Source organism: Streptomyces sp. P9-A2 (genome assembly GCF_036634175.1).
Taxonomy (GTDB): domain Bacteria; phylum Actinomycetota; class Actinomycetes; order Streptomycetales; family Streptomycetaceae; genus Streptomyces; species Streptomyces pratens.
In genome coordinates this window covers 4,686,756-4,705,555 of the sequence record NZ_JAZIFX010000001.1, presented here as the reverse complement: position 1 = coordinate 4,705,555, position 18,800 = coordinate 4,686,756, and the positions used below count along the sequence as shown (strand labels likewise).

General features: G+C 67.7%; 18 protein-coding genes and 1 pseudogene. 7 read left to right on the top strand and 12 right to left on the bottom strand.

Going from position 1 to position 18,800, the window contains the following annotated elements:
• The first annotated feature begins 159 nt into the window (after positions 1–159).
• The 3 genes from V4Y04_RS21465 to V4Y04_RS21455 all read left to right on the top strand — a co-directional run bounded on the left by V4Y04_RS21465 (position 160) and on the right by V4Y04_RS21455 (position 2,476).
• Positions 160–831: a hypothetical protein gene (locus V4Y04_RS21465; RefSeq protein ID WP_332429859.1), complete on the top strand. Its 672-nt coding sequence runs from the start codon at positions 160–162 to the stop codon at positions 829–831.
• Entirely contained in the window at positions 822–1,910 is a 1,089-nt protein-coding gene (locus V4Y04_RS21460; RefSeq protein WP_332429858.1) for a hypothetical protein, read from the top strand. Before V4Y04_RS21465 ends, V4Y04_RS21460 begins: the two co-directional genes overlap by 10 nt.
• Before the next feature lie 77 nt (positions 1,911–1,987).
• Positions 1,988–2,476 carry an HAD domain-containing protein gene (locus V4Y04_RS21455; RefSeq protein ID WP_332429856.1) on the top strand — a complete coding sequence of 163 codons (489 nt, stop codon included), beginning with the start codon at positions 1,988–1,990 and terminating at the stop codon, positions 2,474–2,476.
• Here V4Y04_RS21455 and V4Y04_RS21450 read toward each other — a convergent pair.
• Positions 2,465–3,400 (bottom strand): phosphorothioated DNA-binding restriction endonuclease, encoded by a 936-nt coding sequence (locus tag V4Y04_RS21450; RefSeq protein ID WP_332429854.1) that lies wholly within the window; start codon positions 3,398–3,400, stop codon positions 2,465–2,467. The two genes, V4Y04_RS21455 and V4Y04_RS21450, sit on opposite strands and share 12 nt — an antisense overlap.
• Before the next feature lie 431 nt (positions 3,401–3,831).
• Between V4Y04_RS21450 and V4Y04_RS21445 the strand changes: the two are divergent.
• Positions 3,832–4,172: pseudogene (locus V4Y04_RS21445) on the top strand (ATP-binding protein); the annotation flags it as partial.
• Positions 4,173–4,686: 514 nt separating this feature from the next.
• Here V4Y04_RS21445 and V4Y04_RS21435 read toward each other — a convergent pair.
• From V4Y04_RS21435 to V4Y04_RS21405, 7 genes are all read right to left on the bottom strand, one after another.
• Positions 4,687–4,983, bottom strand: coding sequence for a hypothetical protein (locus V4Y04_RS21435; protein ID WP_332429852.1), 297 nt, complete (start codon positions 4,981–4,983; stop codon positions 4,687–4,689).
• Between the two features lie 12 nt (positions 4,984–4,995).
• A complete protein-coding gene (locus V4Y04_RS21430) occupies positions 4,996–5,259 on the bottom strand; it encodes a hypothetical protein (RefSeq protein ID WP_332429851.1) in 264 nt (87 codons plus the stop codon).
• Positions 5,260–5,371: 112 nt separating this feature from the next.
• On the bottom strand, positions 5,372–5,950 hold the full coding sequence (locus V4Y04_RS21425; RefSeq protein ID WP_332429849.1) for a hypothetical protein: 579 nt from the start codon (positions 5,948–5,950) through the stop codon (positions 5,372–5,374).
• Positions 5,947–6,690 (bottom strand): hypothetical protein, encoded by a 744-nt coding sequence (locus tag V4Y04_RS21420; RefSeq protein WP_332429847.1) that lies wholly within the window; start codon positions 6,688–6,690, stop codon positions 5,947–5,949. Before V4Y04_RS21420 ends, V4Y04_RS21425 begins: the two co-directional genes overlap by 4 nt.
• On the bottom strand, positions 6,596–7,192 hold the full coding sequence (locus V4Y04_RS21415; protein ID WP_332429845.1) for a hypothetical protein: 597 nt from the start codon (positions 7,190–7,192) through the stop codon (positions 6,596–6,598). The genes V4Y04_RS21420 and V4Y04_RS21415 overlap by 95 nt, the downstream gene beginning before the upstream one ends.
• 33 nt (positions 7,193–7,225) lie before the next feature.
• Positions 7,226–8,506, bottom strand: coding sequence for a putative T7SS-secreted protein (locus V4Y04_RS21410; protein WP_332429843.1), 1,281 nt, complete (start codon positions 8,504–8,506; stop codon positions 7,226–7,228).
• The gene (locus tag V4Y04_RS21405; RefSeq protein WP_332429841.1) at positions 8,503–8,814 is read right to left on the bottom strand and encodes a WXG100 family type VII secretion target; all 312 of its coding nucleotides are present in this window, start codon (positions 8,812–8,814) and stop codon (positions 8,503–8,505) included. The genes V4Y04_RS21410 and V4Y04_RS21405 overlap by 4 nt, the downstream gene beginning before the upstream one ends.
• A gap of 393 nt (positions 8,815–9,207) precedes the next feature.
• Between V4Y04_RS21405 and V4Y04_RS21400 the strand changes: the two genes are divergently transcribed.
• Positions 9,208–9,648, top strand: coding sequence for a hypothetical protein (locus V4Y04_RS21400; protein ID WP_332429839.1), 441 nt, complete (start codon positions 9,208–9,210; stop codon positions 9,646–9,648).
• Between the two features lie 108 nt (positions 9,649–9,756).
• Here the strand turns inward: V4Y04_RS21400 and V4Y04_RS21395 are convergent, their stop codons facing one another.
• The 3 genes from V4Y04_RS21395 to V4Y04_RS21380 form a co-directional block, all read right to left on the bottom strand.
• A complete protein-coding gene (locus tag V4Y04_RS21395; protein WP_332429838.1) occupies positions 9,757–10,296 on the bottom strand; it encodes a Uma2 family endonuclease in 540 nt (179 codons plus the stop codon).
• Positions 10,297–10,629: 333 nt separating this feature from the next.
• The gene (locus V4Y04_RS21385) at positions 10,630–11,535 is read right to left on the bottom strand and encodes a hypothetical protein (RefSeq protein WP_332429837.1); all 906 of its coding nucleotides are present in this window, start codon (positions 11,533–11,535) and stop codon (positions 10,630–10,632) included.
• Between the two features lie 257 nt (positions 11,536–11,792).
• A complete protein-coding gene (locus V4Y04_RS21380; RefSeq protein WP_332429834.1) occupies positions 11,793–12,095 on the bottom strand; it encodes a WXG100 family type VII secretion target in 303 nt (100 codons plus the stop codon).
• Positions 12,096–12,426: 331 nt separating this feature from the next.
• Here V4Y04_RS21380 and V4Y04_RS21375 point away from each other — a divergent pair, with 331 nt between their 5' ends.
• Positions 12,427–17,175 (top strand): FtsK/SpoIIIE domain-containing protein, encoded by a 4,749-nt coding sequence (locus V4Y04_RS21375; protein WP_332429832.1) that lies wholly within the window; start codon positions 12,427–12,429, stop codon positions 17,173–17,175.
• A 139-nt stretch (positions 17,176–17,314) separates the two neighbouring features.
• Here V4Y04_RS21375 and V4Y04_RS21370 read toward each other — a convergent pair whose 3' ends face one another.
• On the bottom strand, positions 17,315–18,163 hold the full coding sequence (locus V4Y04_RS21370) for a menaquinone biosynthetic enzyme MqnA/MqnD family protein (RefSeq protein ID WP_332429831.1): 849 nt from the start codon (positions 18,161–18,163) through the stop codon (positions 17,315–17,317).
• Between the two features lie 312 nt (positions 18,164–18,475).
• Here V4Y04_RS21370 and V4Y04_RS21365 point away from each other — a divergent pair, with 312 nt between their 5' ends.
• Complete coding sequence (locus V4Y04_RS21365; RefSeq protein ID WP_003992177.1) at positions 18,476–18,679, top strand: cold-shock protein; 204 nt, start codon at positions 18,476–18,478, stop codon at positions 18,677–18,679.
• Positions 18,680–18,800 lie beyond the last annotated feature (121 nt).

The window sequence follows — 18,800 nt, the reverse complement described above, 5'->3', positions numbered from 1 at the left end:
AGCTCCCGCTACCGGACACGAGTGAGACACAGCGCGTCACACGGGTCCGCCAGGTCCTCAATTGACCAAGACCTCCGCGAAGTTCGCTGTGGCGAAACCGGGAAGCTCACCGATACCGTCGTTGCTCGTAACCACACATCTGTCTCACGGGGAGCCACTGTGAAGCGCCGCACACTGTCCGCCGCTGCCACGTTTGCCGCAACCGCAGCCCTACTGCTGACCGCATGCGGGAGCGGGGACGACAACGGTAAGGCCGCTGACAAGATCGCTGGGGCCGACCAGGGCGCAGAGAAGCCGACGAAGTCGGCGGAGCCCTCGGGAGCACCGGCGGAGGACAAGCCGGACGGCGTGGACGTCTCGCTTCCCAAGGACATGGACCTGGTCTTCGACTGGGAGAAGCCGAAGAACGAGAACGAGGCGGCGGCGATGGACGACGCGGCCAACTTCTTCCGGGCCATCTACCGGGGCGTCGACAAGCGCACGACCGAGGATGCGGCCTTGGTCGCTTACTCGACAGGCGATGGCCTGAAGTACGCGAAGACGCAGATTGACGCCAGGATCGAAGGCGACTGGACGGCAACCGGAATCCGGCGCCACTACCAGGCCACCACCCGATCCGCGTCGAACGGCAACTCGGTGGAGGTCGCGTTCTGCGTGGACTCAAGCAAGTTCTACTCCAAAGAGGTCAAGACCGGAAAGGTCCTGAAGGGCACGCCCAGCATCACGGACTTCGACTACTTCAAGATCATCATGGTCAAGTTCCCCACTGGAGACGGTCTGTGGCAGGCGTCCAAGGTGTACGTCGAGGCGAAGGCGGCGAAATGCCAGTGACCAGGTCACGGCGTACGGCCCTCAGCACCAGCGCGGCCGCCCTCACGCTGGCCCTGGGCGTCGCCCTCGCGGAACCGGCCTACGCGGGAGAGCAGCCGAGCAACACCCAGGGCTCCAACACAGAGCACTCGGGCGGAAGCAACGACACCGGCATCTACGCCGCCGCACGCATCCAGTACTCCGGATCCGTCGCCAAGAGCGGCGGCACCGGCAACGTGACGTCCTCCGACGTCAACTGGACTCCGCCACCCTGCTGGTACGCCCCCTACCTCGGTGCCGAGGACTTCAAGAAGAAGATGTCGGCGGACATCGAGAACGCCGCGAGCACACCCGGCATGACCGGTCACGCCGGCGCGGCGATCGGCGAGACGAAGCGCCACTACGAGGACGAGTTCGGATGGACCGACAATCCCGGCTACAAGGACTACAACGTCGAGAAGGACGGCGAGGGAATGTTCTGGGCCGGTGTCGAGAATCCCAACGAGCCTGACGTCCTCAAGCGGAGCGCCTGCAACAACCTCCCCTTCTGGGTCGACAACGGGGAGGCCCCGCCACCCCGGTACGAGGAGGCCATCACCCCGGAGATACTCGCCGCCCTCGCCTACCAGCACATGCAGCTTCCCGACACCGAGGTGAGCCTCGCCCCCGAGGAGACCACGAAAGTGAATCTGCCGACCTGGGCCTGGCTCGACAAAGCCGTCTTCGACGAGGTCCGGGCCACGGCGGCCCTCAACGTCCCCGGCTTCGCCCTCCAGGCCACGACGACCGCCAAACCGGTGTCCCTCACACTGGAGCCGGGCACCGAGGACGCCGAGACTTACCCGGCCTCCGGCGAGTGCACCATCAACGCCGACGGCTCCATCGGCGAGCCCTACGCCAAGGGCAAGGCCGACAAGACCCCGCCCTGCGGCATCACCTACCTTCGCTCCTCCGGCGACGGAACCTACGACCTCCAGGCCACCATCACCTGGGACATCACCTGGACCGGCACCGGCGGCGCAGGCGGCGACCTCCCCGACGGCACCTTCGGCAACGACCAGGCCGTCACCGTCCAGGAGATCCAGGCCATCAACCGCTGATCCGTCACCATCGAACGAACCCGAACCCGAACACGAACCCGAACACGAACCCGAACACGAAGCCTGACGACAAGGCGGTGGGAGAGCCGGTGCGTCCCGTGCTGTTCCTCGATGTGGACGGCCCGCTCCTCCCCTTCGGTGGGGCGCCCGCGCGAGGACCGTTTCCGGAACGGGGCAACCCCCTCCTGGACCGGCTCGACCCCACGCTGGGCCCGCGCCTGCTGGCCCTGGGCTGCGAACTGGTGTGGGCCACGACCTGGCTCGACGAGGCGAACGACACCGTGTCTCCTCGTATCGGTCTGCCGACGCTCCCGGTGGTGCGGTGGCCGGACGAAGCCGTCACCACCGGCATGCCGCGAGGCCTCCACTGGAAGACGTCCCTGTTGTCCGAGTGGGCCGGCCACCGCCCGTTCGTCTGGCTGGACGACGAGATCGGCCCGATGGACGAGCTGTGGATCGCGGCGGCCCACCCGGCCCCGGCCCTCCCGCACCGGGTGGACCCGGCGCGGGGCCTGACGGGGGAGGACTTCGCGGTGGTCGGGGAGTGGCTGCGGCTACACCGGTGACGGTGGTGGTGACGCGGGGGTGACGGCGGGGCGGGCCGCCCCGTGAAACACCTGTGCGGTGTGCCAGGCACGGTGTTCCGCCGCGACGGGCCGGGTGCCCGGCTGAGGACCCATGAGTGGGCGTCCGGACAGCTCGGTCACCTGGGTGCGGGCAGTGGCGCTGTGCCCCACGAAGTGCTGTGAGACCAGCACTCGGTGGTGGTCGCCGACCCCGAGGACACCCTTGTCGAAGAGCTTGTGGTGCAGGGAGCACAGGCACAGCCCGTTGTCGACGTCGTCCGGACCGTCGAACGCCCACCAGCGCACATGCGCTGCCTCCAGCCCCACGGATACCGCTCCGATCCGGCCGTCGTAACCGCAGAAGGCGCACCGGTACTCGTAGGCCGTCAGGACCCGTTCGCGCATCCGCCGGTTCCGTTGGCGCCGGGCGGCCGAGAGCGTCTCGGGTTCCGCCGGGTCCGGTTCCAGACCGACCGCTGCGCACAACTCCTCGTGCAGAGAGGGCGGGAAGTTCGTATCGAGCAGCGTTCGCGCCATACGGCCGAGCAACGAGGGTTCCCGGCGCAGCGCGGTCCGCAGCTCCGGCACGAGCCGGCCCGCCGCGTTCGTCGCCCGCAACTCCCGTACCCCGGTGCCCGGGCTCCCCGCCCCCCGGTCGGTCCGTACCTCCCACACCCCGTCGCTGACCAGGTGATGGAACGGGTACGAGGGCGACGTCCGGTGAGGCGGCCCGTACTCGGCCAGCAGCCGCCGCAGATCGCTCTCCACCGCGCTGTACGCCAGAGCACCGTCACCGCCGCTACCACCGCCGCCGTCGCGCTGGAAGCGCCCGAGCGCGTACAGCATCAGCAACGGCTTGTGCGGAGCCCGTACCCCACTCCGACTCCACTGCCTCAACTCGGCTGCCCGCTCGACCCAGTTCATGACAGTTGATCGTAGTAACGCCTTCGCCCCGTCACCCGGCCGTCTCGTCGGTGCGTACGCCCTCTTACGTGCCCCGCCCACCGCTTCAGCTCCCGGTAGCTTTTCATCGGGGCTGCGAGCCGCGCCCGGTCGGCGTTCTCACCATCGCCCGAGAGTCGGACTGGATCGAGTTCGGCTCCCTCGCCGTGCACAAAGGGCTACCTCGGTCGGCGCCCCCGAACCTGGCTCGCCCTCATCCGCGAAGGCGCGCAGCCACTGGACGCCAACCGAACTCCGGGCCCTGTGCGCGCTCGCCCTCCACATGGAAAGCCCTCGCCCGGCACCCGGCACATGAACAGAAACAAGCCCTCAAATCGCGGCGAATCCGCAGGTAGGGGACTCGATGGTGAGGGCCGGGGCTCAGCCACCCGAAGTGGAAGACGGGTCGGGACGGCACGCGGCTCGCCCGGCGGCTCGCCGTGCGGCGCATGGAGGAGTGGGGCCACCCTCCGGAGTCGGACGCGTCCTGCGCGGTCGTGCTCGTCGTCGGAGAACTCGCGGCGAACGCCGTTCAGCACGGCGAGTGCCGGGGGCGCGACTTCCAGCTCCGTCTGGACCTCGACGCGCCGGCCGGTCCGGAGTGTCCGACGCAGCCGATGCGAAACCTCTGCCTACCTCCGCGCCCGCCGCGCATCCCGACGGCGAGTCGGGCTATGGCCTGCTCCTGGTGGATGTCCTGGCGCTGCGCTGGGGCTGGGCGCCTCGCGATCCGTTCGGCAAAACGGTATGGGCGGTCGAGCCGGAAACGACACCGTCGGCACCCCGCCTCCGCCCTCGACGTGACACCCGGTTCGGAAAGCGTGAGCACTTCGGCCGCTACTGTCCGGATGCCGCTCATTTGAGCTCCCATGTGACACTCAGGCCCCAAGTGCTCACAGTTTCCGGCAAGGTCTCCGCTTCCAGGCGGCGCACCCGTAGTGCCGGGAGCTCCGGTCAGTCCGTCACCGTGGGCTGAACGGTCAGGGTGGCCCGCTGCTCCCCCGAGGAAATCGCGCGCCGCCACCGGGCACCAACACCGGCAGCAGCACCCGCCACCTGAACGGCTACCCGGCGGTGCGCTTCGGCGACGCCCGTCGTCGAGGACTCCCACCCGCAGGCCGCCCTCACACTCGAGCCGGGCGAGTCCGGTTACGCCTCCGTAAACCTGTCCGCCGACGGCAGCGGCCCCTCCGGCCGCACAGAAAAGCCCCTGCCCGTCCACTTCCGCGCTCCGTCCGGCAACAGTCCTACGAGTTCGGATCGGGTCGTCACAACGACTGTTCCTTCTCGGGCACGGGACGGTCGGGCGCTTCGGGGAAGAACTTCCGCGAGGTGGCGTACATGCCGTAGTAGGGGTACAGGCGCGGAATGTCGGCGCCACCCCTGCGGGCGATGCCGGCGATCTTGCGGTAGAGCCGGGCCCGGCAGCGCACGTTCCGTATGACGGGATCGAGCAGAGTGCGGCGTCGCATGAGGTAGGCACCGAGGATCAGAGCTCCGACGATCAGCGCGTCCACGACGATGAAGGCGATCTGGAACTGGCGTGTCTTCTGGGATGCGATCAAGTCCCAGAAGGGTCAGGCACCCGCACCGAAGACGAACAGCGGGATGACGAACAGGCAGCCGAGGAGGCCGGCCTTCGCCGTGTCCTCCCGCCGTTGGAACAGCATCCAGTGCACGGCACCGTCGTCGAGGAAGTCGAAACGGACCTCCCGCCCGTAAGCCTCCGCCGCTGCCTTGGCCTCGGGAACGGCGGCGATGACGGCCGAGCCGACCATGCTGTGGACGGTCCCCTGGTCATCGACGAACTTGCCGAACTCCAAGGCCCGGTAATCACTCACGGATCGTCTTCCTTACGCAGTAAGCGTCAAAGTCCTCTGGAACGACTTCGGACTCAGCTGTGGCGATGGTGACGGCGGGTCATGGGCCGCGGAACTACTGCGGGGCGACCTGTCACATCACCCACCGCAACGAGCACGCGATGGCGTCGCACAACCGCCCCATCGGGCCGGACATTCCGGTGAACGGTGCCGAGAAAGAAAGTGTCAAGTAGCCTGTGCCGCCAGGTACAAGGACATGGACACTCAGCGTTGCGGGGCCGACGACCCGAACGGCAGTGCCTGCCGGGAGGTTCACCACCGACACGTGCTGCCGCATACGGTCTTCAAGCTCTCGTGCCTCGAGCCACGCCGCGAACTCATGAGGATCAGCGGGTGTTTCACCCAGCGGCACCAGGGACACGAGGAGCGAGGCGGGAAGTCCCCCGTCCCGCGAGGTCGTCAGGAGGAAGAACTCCATGGCGCCGCGCGCTCGGCCCGCTTCCGCGGTGTTGCGCAGTGCGGCCCATACGTTCTGTGTGAGCTCCGCAGAAACACGTCGGCCCTCTGCCTGCTGTTCCACGAAGGTCTTGAGCTGGCCACGCCAGCGTTCCTGCATGAGGTCGATGCGGAACCACTCCCGTGGAACCAGCAGCCTGTAGTCCGTCGGGGTGCCCCCCTGGTGCCGGGCCTCGACTTCTGCTGTCTCCTTCACCCCGGCATCACCAGGGGAGATCCGTGGTCGTCGAAGAAACGGACGCTCTTCACGATGCCGGCGAACATGGCGGAGAAGACCTCCCACCCTTCGACCGTCGGCGTGCCCATCTCCAGCAACAGCACGGTCCCGTTGTCCAGCGGGATCTGAACCTGTATGAACGACGTCCATATCGACTCGTCCTGCCCGGACTGCGTCAGGCTGCCGTCGACGCTGGACGGCCGGTTGCCGACGCATGTCACCGCCGGGCCGCAGGGCAACCGCACTTCGCCGATCTGTCCGAGTTCCAAGTGCCGCATCGTGGTCGCGATGAAACCCGCCGGGCTGTTACCGGCTCGCTCATCAAGGTCCATGAGGCTGATGTTCATCGTGGCCGTGCAGCGGACGCCGTCGACCTCCGTCGTGACGAAGCCGGCGTACTGCACGCCTGCCTCGATGAACTCGTCGTAGTTCGCCGCGCACATCGCGGCATACTGCAACTGCACTTCCTCATCGGCACCGGGCAGCACCCTCTTGGCCAAATCGACCAGGCGCTCGGCCAGTTCGTCGAGGTCGTCCGCCTCGAAGGGCAGCTCGAAGAAGCCCTCCGGCATGATCCAGCGAACCTCCACACCGCCACTTCCCGTGAGGCCGCGCCGGGTTTCTTCAACTGTGTCCGTGGTCATCTGAACCTTCGCTCTCGGACTGTTCGAGATCATCCACTTCAGGACGGAATCTCGCGGCGAACGGGTAAGGCCCATAGTGCGGATAGTGAGCAGGGACGTCGGCTCCTCCTCGTCGAGCAAGGTGGGTGATCTCACGGTACTTTCCCGCACGGGCCCGCAGGTTCTGCTGGACCGGATCGCCCCAGTGCGACATCGCACTGCGTACGAAGAAGAAGACTTGAAGCACTACAACGGCCACTATGACCGTCAGATAGGCGTTACGGGATGCGGCAGTCTCCCAGTACCGGGCGACACCGCCCCAGTAAATTGCGCCCCCGAAGCCGACGAGCGCCAACGGCACTCCGTGTTTGAAGCCCGCGTTGAACATGTCTTCTTCATCGAGGTGACGCCGCCGCAGCAGTTCGAGCACTGCCCGGTCGTCCAGGAAGTCGAACCGGAGTTCTCGCCGAGCCTCCTCGACGGCCCGCTTCGCCTCGGGCACGGCGGCGATCACCGAGCCGCCGATCAAGGTGACAGCGTCACCGCCTCGACGACCGATGAATTCCCAGGGCCCGAAGGCGTGATTGTCGTCGCTCATGGTGCCTGTCCTCCTTGAACAGGTCGCCAGGGCCTACGCCGCCAGGGCCGCGTTGAACGCCTTCGGTGAGACGTTCGGAGCGGGGCGAGGACTGGGGCGAGGACTGGGGCGGGGACTGGGTGTGGGTGTGGGTGGCGGCGTAGGAGTGGGCGTGGGCGTGGTGCCGGCCTTGGCGGGCTCCTGGTAGCCGGTCCTCTCGCCGTTCTCACCACTGAATATCTTACTCAAAGCGCTTGCGAGCCCCGCCCCCTTGATCACAGCCGTGATCTTCTTTCCGTCAAGGAGATCTTTGCGCGCGGTCCTACCCAGAACCTTGTTGACCAACTTGACGGCGACCCCGTTGAGGAAGTTATGCCCGACACCGTCGAGCCCGGTCGCATAAATCCTCAGCTTTCCGAATGCCTTCACCTTGGAAATCCCGTTGAGACCTTTGAGGGCCGTGAATCCCTTCAGCGCGCCAAGCCCGGGCAGCACTCCCAGCACATCGGTACCGAGCTTCAGCCAGTCGACCTTCCCACCACGCGCAGTCATGTCGTACGCATGTCCGGCGAGCGCGGCGGCACTGGCCAGCACGGCAAGGGTCGCGAAGAGGGGAACCAGGAACTGGAGTGGCGGGACGAATGCGCAGATCACCGCAAGCACGGACAGGACGGCCGAGATATTGGACAACATGTCCGCCCAGTCAGCAAGGAAATTCATGAAACCACCCGGGTCCCGGACCGCATCATGGTGCACGACGTTCCTTATATGACGGGCGGCTTTGTCTCCCGCGTCGTCATAGACGCTCCTGGCGTCCTTCACCAACTTACGTGCGCCACCGATGCGGTGCAGCGCCTCGGCGCGCCTCTTGACCCAACGCTCGTACTCCTCCTTCTCCGCGGCAGGAATGTTCTGCGCGGGATACTTTTCGGTGAACTTCTTCACCTCACCGTCCGCGAGGTCATGGTCGGCCTTGGCTTCGCGATAATCGACAAGCGCCTTATCTGCCTTACGCTGCGCGCGGCGCATTTCGCCGGCGAACTGGTCGGAGCCTCCTTCATACACCTCCTCTCCGATGACCTTGGCCGCCTCGTCATACCTCTCGAAGGACTTTTTCAGCTTGTCCGCCGTGCCGCCGGCGATCTCATGAAAGCCCTTTCCGGCCTCACTGTCCCAACCCTCCACCGAAGCAAGTGCCTTGATGACCCGGGACTGCTCGTCGATCATATCGGCCATCTTGCGTAGTTTGCGGCCGAGTTCGGCCACTTCTTCGGGGTCGCCCGGCGTCGGGTCGTCGTGCCACAGAGGCGGCCAGTCCTCATCCCTCCTGCTCACTTCTTCCCCTTGCTCTCCGCCTTGGCATTCCGAATCGCCTTGGCCAGTTCCTGGTCGATCTCGTCGTACGTCTTGGCGGCGGTCCGGGTGAACTCGGCCAGTTGCTCAAGCTCCTTCAGCAGGTTCTTCCGGGTTTTCTTCCAGGTGTCCCCAAAGTCCGAGAATGCGTCCTTGAGGCCGCCGTGCCCTACCGCCTGACCGTATTCGTCCGCAGGATTTCCGTTTCGCTCGAACTCGCCATGGATTTTTGTCAGATCGCGTGAGCACTGCTTGATGGCGGCGAGATCCGCCTTTATGTGGTCTCCCACGAGTAATTCCTTTCCATGACTCTATGGCTGTTCCCGGTGAAATCCGGCGAGTGCGGGAACGATTGCGGACTCTTTTACCCCTCTGTCGCCCCGTACGGGATACCCTCTCGACACACCGATCCTGTTCCCGTCGGCAAGGAGAGTCCTGACGTGACACGTAGGAGTAAGCAGCGCGTGGCGACGGGCCGTCTCGGCGTCCACGCCGAGGCGGGTGACTGGTGCACGATCGGCAAGATCCCACAACCTCCGGCGGAGGTGCTCCATGCTGCGGACAACCCGCGGCTCCGTCCTGCCAGGATGACCCCGTTGGGCATGGTCGGTGCAGTGCTCGGTGCACCGTTCATACCCGTCATCATGTTTTTCGAGCTTCTGGCCAAAACAGAAGAAGCAGTCATGCGAACCCTTGACACGAGGGACGAGAAGAAGCGGTTTCGGGCCAAGATGGAGGACGAGAAGCGACGCCGGGACGCCACCATCGCCCAACAGTGCCTCGACAAGCCCTTCGACGGGAACTGGCACGGCAACGCCGGGCAGTTCCTGCTGCGTTGGTACAGCCACTCGCCCCACCATCAGCGACTGCTGCTCGCGACCCGGGACGGAATCGTGCTCGCCGCTCCACCGCGGCGCGTCAGCGTGGGGCGGGAGAAGCACATGCAGGTCGTCGCCCGCCTTCCCGCCCCCGAAGCGACCCTCGTCGACCCCTTCTTCGGTGAGTTCGAGACGAGGATGCTGCTGATCCGGTTCCAGGACGGATCCTGGCTACGCGTCGACACGGAGGAGCCCCGCAGCGCTCTCCACATGTACGTGCTCCGGCATCCCCTCGCCGACAACTGACAGGCCCTGTCCACCGGGCGCCTGCCCGGTACGTTCAACATCCGCTGCCGCACCGAGCAGGCACCGCGACCTTGGTTGACCAGGCTGTTGATGTACGTCGGTCCGAGATCATGCTCCGTCCGCAGCGCGCGTCGGGAAGGTCCCTGTGTCGATCTCGACCCGCTCCCCAGTGGCCAGAGTGAAGGTGACCGGCTCGCCGTACGGGATCTCGACAACCCGCCCGTACCCCGCGGCGTGCGGCTCGGACATCAAGGTGACCGTCGTCGTGAAGGGGTCGGCGATCATGTAGAAGTCGATCCCGAAGCGACCGTACTTCTGGACGTTCCGAACGTAGTCCTTCTCGTCCTTCGGTTCGGAAGGCACCTCGACCACTGCGAGCACGTCGAGACACGAGTAGCTGTTCTTCCGGCGTTCGGCGTCGAAATCGATGATCGTGAGATCCGGCGCGGCGTCGTTCTCCCCGGGGAAGGTGATGAGTACATCACCGAAGACACGCTCTCGCGCGATGCCGGAGGCCTTGACCGCATCCTTGACGTCGGAAACGGTCCAGTCCTGCTCCGGGCTCTGTGGCGTCATGATCACCCTGCCGTCGAACACCTCGACCTTGTACCCCTCAGGGATGGCACCCCGCTCGATCAGTTCGCTCATCACAGACACGGCAGCTCACCTCCTACCCGTATTATGGCTGGCCGGGGCGCAACCGACCGTGCTTTCGCCCGGCCAAAGCCGACCATTCCTGATCCTGGTCACTGCGTGGCATGCGATCACTCGCCGACAGACACTTTCGGCTCCGGCAGCGGATCACCCCAAGGTCCCCCTGACCGTCGCCGCAGACCGGGACGGCGAGACGTCGGCCGTCGAAGACGGGCAGGTTCATGCACCACACATCTTCGTGGCAGAGGTTGAACGCCTTGATGATGTGAGCACCGGGCGCCGCAGCAGCGATTCTGCAAGCGGCCGAGAGCCCACCCTGCGTCGGCATCAGTCGTGTGGAACCTCCTCCATCACGTTCTCCTTGAAACGCCACGAGCCCCGGTTGCCCACCGCCTCCGCCCGCAGCCCCGCCTCCCAGGCGATCCGGGCTGCGCGGCCCTGCGACAGGTCGGGATACTCCTCGGGCTCTACCTTGATGTAGCCACGACGGTCCACGGGGTAGGTGCGCAGCGCCTCTCGCAGCTTCTCCTCCTGCTCCGCCCGCGTGGAGTGGTTGCGGGTGACGGCCTTGTACCCCTTCTGTATCCGACCCGGACCCCGTTTCCGGGCCTCCCGACCCCTCGCGGTGTCCGAGCCTCGCCAGGTCATCCAGGCGACGGAGCCAAGTGCCGCGAGAGCGAATGCCGCTGAGCCGACCGCCTCGCCCGTGGGATCCGCCTGGCCGGGAGTCTGGGGGCGCAACTCTCCCTTGGGATCCGCGATCACTGTGATGTCCTGGCCGACGTCATACCGGTCGGACGTCGCTTTCATGGCGGGACCGGGAACCGCGGTGCCGTCCTGCCCTTCCAACGCGTAGTGGTAGTCGCGCGCCTTGCGCCCCTCAGCGGCGTCTCGCCGTTCCCTGACAACGGTGGCCGTGACTTCCTCACCTCGCTGCTGGAGGGTGAGGTCCTCCCGCGCCATATCTGCGACGTACACCGACATCAGGGACGCAGCTACGATGAACAGCGTCGCGTAGGTGCTGGACTCCTTGGTCCCCAGCCTTCGTATCAGCCCGATGAGCAGCACCCCGTGGGCGATCCACAGAGGGATGAGCAAGCCAGGTCCGAAGTCGTCGGCCAGGACGAACATTCCTGCGATCGCGGCGAGCACGTAACAGCCGATGCCGACCGCCAGAGCGAGGGGATATCGCGCCCGCCCGGCCCGCACCTCGCCCTCCGCGGCCTCACTCATGACGGCTTCTCCACTTCCCCGCCCACCGGTTCGCCACCCCCTGGGGCGTCCTCCCCGATACGGCTCCTCCGCCGAGACGGATTTCATGATGCTGCTGAGCAACTCGAGATATTCGGGCCAGTGAGCTTTTTCCATCCTCGGTCTGAGCTGCTCAGACCGAGGATGGAAAGGCTCGCTGTGTCCGAGTCGCACACGAAAGCGCGGCGACCGGCCTTACCCACGCTCGCGCCGCGCCTTCGTGTGCGGTCCCGCCTGCCCTACTTGCTCCGGGCCGCCTTGGCCAGTTCGTCGTCGATCTGCTCGAACTTGTCGGCGGCCATGGTCAGGTAGTCGCCCATGCCGTCGAGGCCGTCGAGCGTCGTCTTCGCGCCGTTGGTGAACTCGTCGAAGTTCTCGTCGAAGGCCTTGGAGGAGCTCTTCGTGACGTAGCCGGACTGGACCAGGTTGTTGATGTACTTGCGGAGGCCGTCCAGCTTCTCCTGGAGCTTCTCCTTCTCCTTCACGACATGCTTGGCCGCTTCCCGCATGTCCTGGTATGTGATGTCAAGGTCCTTGGCCATGAAGCCGCTTCCTCTCGCAACGCCGCAGGGCCAACCCCCGTGGCTCCCTTGTGTGCGGAACTACCCGTCCGCCGCCGCGCCCCCTGCGACACAGGAGCCGCCTGTGGCGAGCGGTGTGGTCGTCCGCTCTTGCGGCAGCAGCTTACGGGGGGGCAACTGCGATGCCACATAACCGCTTTGTGGGGCGGCGTTGTGAAGTCGTGTACGACATTGCCTAGGGGAACGTCATGCCTCCTCCCCACTGCCTCAGTCCCGTTCCCAGCGGATATCGTCACGAGAACTGTGGCTCGCGGGGTGGAAGCGGACACAGGGCCGCCTGGGGAGGACAAGCGTGCGCCTGACTCTGACCGTCGTCGATCCGTTCGGCGGGGATGCCGCCGATGTCGTGCTCGACGCCGATCCCGAGTCCACCGTGGGGGACATCGCGGCGGAGCTGGCCGCCCAGGTCGGGCACGGCGGCGCCCAGGTGATTCCCATCGGGCAGCAACGGCAGGGGCCGGCCGGCAGTGCGCCGCTCGTGTACGTGGACGGGTACGCCGTCGATCCCTCGGCGACCGTCATCGGGTCGCCGTTGCGCGAGGGGGCCGTCGTCTCGCTCCAGGATCCCTCCGGGTGCCTGCCCGGTGAACCCACCGGGCTGGTCGAGCTGCGCGTCGTCGGCGGTCCCGCCGCCGGCTTCGTCCACCGGCTCGGGGTCGGGCGGTACGACATCGGCAGCGGGGCCGCCTCGGCCGTCCGCGTCGACGATCCCGAGGTCGGTGCCCGTGCCCTCACCCTCTCCGTCGCCAAGGACGGGACCTGCCGCGTCACCGTCCATCGTGACGGCGACGGCCAGGAGCAGGACCGGGGGCAGGACCGGGAGCAGGGCCGGGAGCAGGGCCGGGACGAGAATCAGGAGCACGTCACCCTTGACGGGGTGCCCATCCAGGATTCCGAGGGCGACGGCCGGAAGGAGAACGACAAGGCGGAGAAGAAGAGGACCAAAGGCAGGGGCAGGGGCAGGAACAAGGGCGACAAGGAAGGCAGCGGCAAAAAGACCTCCAGCGCCGGTACCTACGACTGGCCCCTCGGGGCTCAGATCGGGGTCGGGAACACGCTGTTCGAGCTCGGGCGGTACACGCCGCCCGATGCCGCCCTCAAATGGTCCGACGACGGGGTCGGGCTCGACTACAACCGGCCGCCCCGGCTGCGTCCGCCGACCCGGCAGACCACCTTCCGGCTGCCTTCCGCGCCCCGTGAGTACGAGCCGCGGCCGCTGCCCTGGCTGATGGCGCTGACGCCGCTGGTCGGTGCCGTCGTCGCCGTGCTGGTCTTCCAGCGCTGGTACTACCTGATCATGGCGGGGCTCAGCCCCATCCTGCTCTTCGCCAACTACTTCAACGACAAGAAGCACGGGCGCACGTCCCACGCCAAGCAGGTCAAGGAGTACGAGGAGCAGAAGGAGCGGATCGAGAAGGACGCCCAGGACGCGCTGGTCCAGGAGCGCGACGACCGGCGGCACGCCATTCCCGATCCCGCGGCCGTCCTGTCCCTCGGCACCGGGCCGCGCACCCGGCTCTGGGAACGGCGGCGCGCCGACCGGGATCATCTGCTGATCCGGGTCGGGACGGGGCAGTTGCCCTCCGAGGTCGTGCTCGACGATCCCGAGCAGGACGACCACCGGCGCCAGGTGACCTGGAAGATCGAGGACGCGCCGGTCGCGCTCGATCTGCGGGCCCTCGGTGTCGTCGGCATGGCCGGGCCCGGGGATTGCGCACGAGCCCTGGGACGTTGGGCGGTCGCGCAGACCGCCGCGCTGCACAGCCCGATGGACGTGCAGTTCTACGTGCTGAGTGAGAACTCGGCGCAGCCGTCGTGGGACTGGGTGCGGTGGCTGCCGCACGCCCGCCCCTCCAGCGGGCAGGACGTCAACGTCCTCATCGGTACCGACGCCGAGACCGTCGGCGCCCGTATCGGCGAGCTGACGCAGATCCTCGACGCCCGCAAGAAGGCCGCCGAGCAGAACCGGTCCCAGGGGACGACGTTCAGCGACCCGGACATCGTCGTCGTATGGGACGGATCGCGGCGGCTGCGGTCGCTGCCGGGTGTGGTGCGGCTGCTGCGCGAGGGGCCGGCCGTGTCCGTGTACGCGGTCTGTCTCGACGCGGAGGAGCGGTTCCTGCCCGGCGAGTGCCAGGCGTTCGTCGTCGCCGAGCCCCGCCCCGAGGAACACGGCCGGGGCGTCCGGGACCGGCAGCACGCTCGGCCTCAGCAGGCCAGCGGCGGCTTCCCCTCCTTCCAGGCGTGGCACACGGCCACGCCCGAACCCGGCCGCGCCGCCCGGCCGGACAAGCTGCGGCTGCGCGTCGAGGAGGCGGGCGTGGAGCGCATCAAGGACGTACGGCCCGACTTCGTCCCTGCGGCCTGGTGCCTGCGGCTCGCCCGTTCCCTGTCGCCGCTGCGCGACATCAGCGGGGAGTCCGAGGACTCGGCGCTGCCCGGTTCCAGCCGGCTGCTCGACGTGCTGCAACTGGAGCCGCCGGCGAGCGACGCGATCGCCGCCCGCTGGCGCATGGGCGGCCAGTCCACGATGGCCGTGATCGGTGAGTCCTACGACGGGCCGTTCGGCATCGACCTGCGCAAGGACGGGCCGCACGGTCTGATCGCCGGCACGACCGGTTCCGGCAAGTCGGAGCTGCTGCAGACCATCGTGGCGGCGCTGGCGGTGGCGAACACGCCGGAGAACATGACCTTCGTCCTCGTGGACTACAAGGGTGGCTCCGCGTTCAAGGACTGCGTCCAACTGCCGCACACCGTCGGCATGGTGACCGACCTCGACGCCCATCTCGTCGAGCGGGCCCTGGAGTCGCTGGGCGCGGAGCTGAAACGGCGCGAGCACATCCTGGCCGCCGCCGACGCCAAGGACATCGAGGACTACCAGGACCTGGTGCGCCGCGATCCCTCGCACGCTCCCGTGCCCCGGCTCCTCATCGTCATCGACGAGTTCGCGTCGATGGTGCGCGACCTGCCCGACTTCGTCACCGGGCTCGTGAACATCGCCCAGCGAGGGCGTTCCCTCGGCATCCATCTGCTGCTCGCGACGCAGCGGCCGAGCGGTGTCGTCTCGCCCGAGATCCGGGCCAACACCAACCTCCGGATCGCGCTGCGGGTGACGGACGGCGGTGAGTCGAGCGACGTCATCGACTCGCCCGAGGCCGGGCAGATCTCCAAGAGCACTCCGGGGCGCGCCTACGTCCGGCTGGGCCACGCCTCCTTGGTGCCCTTCCAGTCGGGGCGGGTCGGCGGGCGCCGGCCCGGGGCGGCGGACCCGGCCGCGCTCGCGCCCTGGGTGGGGCCGCTGGGCTGGGAGGACCTCGGCCGGGCCGCGCTGGCCAAGCCGAAGTCCGAGGCCCGCGAGGACGACGAGATCACCGACCTCAAGGTTCTCGTCGACGCCGTGCGCGAGGCCAACAGCTCGCTCGGCATCTCCGCCCAGCACAGCCCGTGGCTGCCCGCGCTCGACGAGACGCTGCTGCTCGACGACATCGAGGCCCCGGCCGTCGCGCTCACCGCCGGGAGGCTGGCGCCCGCCCCGTACGGTGTGGAGGACCTGCCCGGTGACCAGGCCCGCCGCCCCGTCGCCGTCGACTTCTCCTCCTTCGGGCATCTGATGATCGGCGGCGCCCCGCGCAGTGGCCGTTCCCAGGTGCTGCGTACGATCGCGGGCTCCCTCGCCCGCACCCACTCCGTCGCCGACGTCCACCTCTACGGCATCGACTGCGGCAACGGCGCCCTCAACGCGCTGACCCGGCTGCCGCACTGCGGTGCGGTCGTGGGCCGGAACCAGACCGAACGGGTGGTCCGGCTCGTCAACCGGCTCAAAGGCGAACTCTCCCGCCGCCAGGACCTGTTGGCGGACAAGGGGTATGCCGACATCGGCGAGCAGCGGGCCGCGGCGGCCGAGGGCGAGCGGCTGGCGCACATCGTGGTGCTGCTCGACCGCTGGGAGGGCTGGGTGCCCACCCTCGGTGAGATCGACCACGGCTCGCTCACCGACGAGCTGCAGACGATGATGCGGGAGGGTGCGAGCGTCGGCATCCACCTGGTCCTGACCGGTGACCGCACCCTGCTCGTCGGCCGGATCGCCGCGCTCACCGAGGACAAGTACGGCCTGCGGCTGGCCGATCGCAGCGACTTCTCCTCGCTCGGCATTCCGTCCCGCAAGGTGCCCGAGGAGATTCCGCCGGGCCGCGCCTTCCGCAACGAGGCCGGTACGGAGACCCAGTTCGCGCTGCTCGCCGAAGACACCACCGGTCAGGGCCAGGCGGCGGCACTGACCGCGATCGGTGAGGCGGCCGCCGCCCGCGACACCGAAGTGCCGCGTTCCAGGCGCCCGTTCAGGGTCGACAGTCTGCCCGGCCGGATCTCCTTCCCGGAGGCGTGGGAGCTGCGGGACCCGGAGGCGTCGCGCTCCGGGCTGTGGGCGCTGGCCGGGATCGGTGGTGACGAGATCGTCGGCTTCGGCCCCGATCTCGCGGACGGTGTACCGGCCTTCGTCGTCGCGGGGCCGGCCAAGTCGGGCCGTTCGACGGTGCTGATGAACATCGCCCAGTCGTTCCTCGCGCGCGGCACCCGTCTGGTCGTCGCGGCGCCACGCCAGTCGCCGCTGCGGCGACTCGACGGTACGGACGGCGTGTTGAAGGTCTTCACCGGTGACGACATCGACGAGGACGACTTCGAGGAACTCATCGACGAGGCGACGCCCGAGGAGCCGATCGCCGTCCTCGTCGACGACGGGGAGATCCTCGAGGACTGCGATGCCGGGAGCCAGATGAAGAAGATCGTCTCGCGCGGCGCCGAACGCGGTCTGGCCCTCGTCATCGCCGGTGACGAGGAGGACGTGTGCAGCGGCTTCTCCGGCTGGCAGGTCGACGCCAAGAAGGCCCGTCGCGGCATCCTGCTCTCGCCGCAGGAGTCGTCCAGCGGCGACCTCATCGGTGTACGCCTGTCCCGCAGCATGGTCGGCGGCCAGGTCGTTCCCGGCAAGGGCATGCTGCACCTGGGCGACGGAGAACTGCGGACCGTGGTGGTGCCGGGGTGAGAAGCAGCGGGGTGAGGGGCGGCGGCCCGGCCGAAGAGACGCAGGACCGCCAGGGCCTCCCTGGAGTACCGGCGCCTCGCGGACGGACCTTCCGTGCCGTCCGCGGACAAGAAGGTGAACGCCCGGAGCAGGCCGGCCCTCACGGCTGGAGCAGGTCGATCTTCACGTCCGCCGGGAAGCCCGTCGTCGGTCCCACTCGGCGCGCGAACTCCTCGACCGCCGCCAGCTGCGGCGGGCCGAAGCTGAAGTCGAGGGTGGTGAAGTACTGGGCCAGCGTCTTCTCGTCGAAGGCCTCCCAGCGGGACGCCTGCTCGGCGACCTTGCCGACCTCCTCCAGGGAGAGGTCGCGGGAGGCGAGGAACGCCTCGTGCACCTTGCGGGTGATGACCGGCTCGCGCTCCAGGTAGTCGCGGCGTGCCGCCCAGACGGCGAAGACGAACGGCAGTCCCGTCCACTCCTTCCACAGCGCGCCCAGATCGTGCACGTCGAGCCCGAAGCGCGGCCCGTCGATCATGGTCGCGCGCAGGGCCGCGTCGCCGATGAGGACGGCCGCGTCGGCGTCCTGCATCATCAGGCTGAGATCCGGCGGGCACGTGTAGTAGTCGGGCCGCACGCCGTACCGCTCCGCGAGCAGGAGCTGGGCGAGGCGTACGGAGGTCCGTGAGGTCGACCCGAGGGCGACCCGGGCGCCGTCCAGCCGGTCCAGCGGGACCTGCGAGACGATCACGCACGACATCACCGGGCCGTCGCAGCCGACGGCGATGTCGGGGAAGGCGACCAGTCGGTCGGCGTGCTTGAGGAACTCGACCAGGGTGATCGGCCCGATGTCGAGGTCTCCCTGCACGAGCTTCTCGCTGAGCTTCTCGGGGGTGTCCTTCGACAGCTCGAAGTCGAGGAGAGTGCCCGTTCTCGCAAGCCCCCAGTAGAGGGGCATGCAGTTCAGGAACTGAATGTGCCCGACGCGCGGCCGGGTGCGAGAATTGTCCACATCGCGAGGCTAGCCCTCATGCCGCGGGGCGGGTTCTCCGGGCCCCGCCACCGGCCCGACCGGCGCCCTGGCGCATGCGGCGGAAGCGACGTTCAAACTTTCGGGTGACGTGATCTTGACCTCTATTGCGCGCGGGTGGTCGCGTGCTAGTCTCGTCCGCAAGTTGCAGTTTGGTTTCCCTTGCAGTACAGAGCCTGCGGAGCATGTGACCGCGGGCTCTCGTCGTTCTCAGACGGATGCGATTGTGCAGAATTGGTCTTCACACTTGCTGGGTTCTGGAGCAGGGCAACCCTTTGGGCCCAAGGAGGGCTTATGGCTACCGGAACCGTGAAGTGGTTCAACGCCGAAAAGGGCTTTGGTTTCATCGCCCAGGAAGGCGGCGGCCCCGACGTCTTCGTCCACTACTCCGCGATCAACGCGAGCGGCTTCCGCTCGCTCGAGGAGAACCAGCAGGTGTCCTTCGACGTCACGCAGGGCCCCAAGGGCCCGCAGGCGGAGAACGTCACCCCGGTCTGATCCTCTCCGATCCGGGAACGACCAGCAGTACCCAAGGAGCCCCTCGCCGTCAGGCGATAAGGGGCTCCTGCCTTTTTCCCCACGGAATCCGCCACGGGCCTGCCGCGGACTCGCCGAGGCC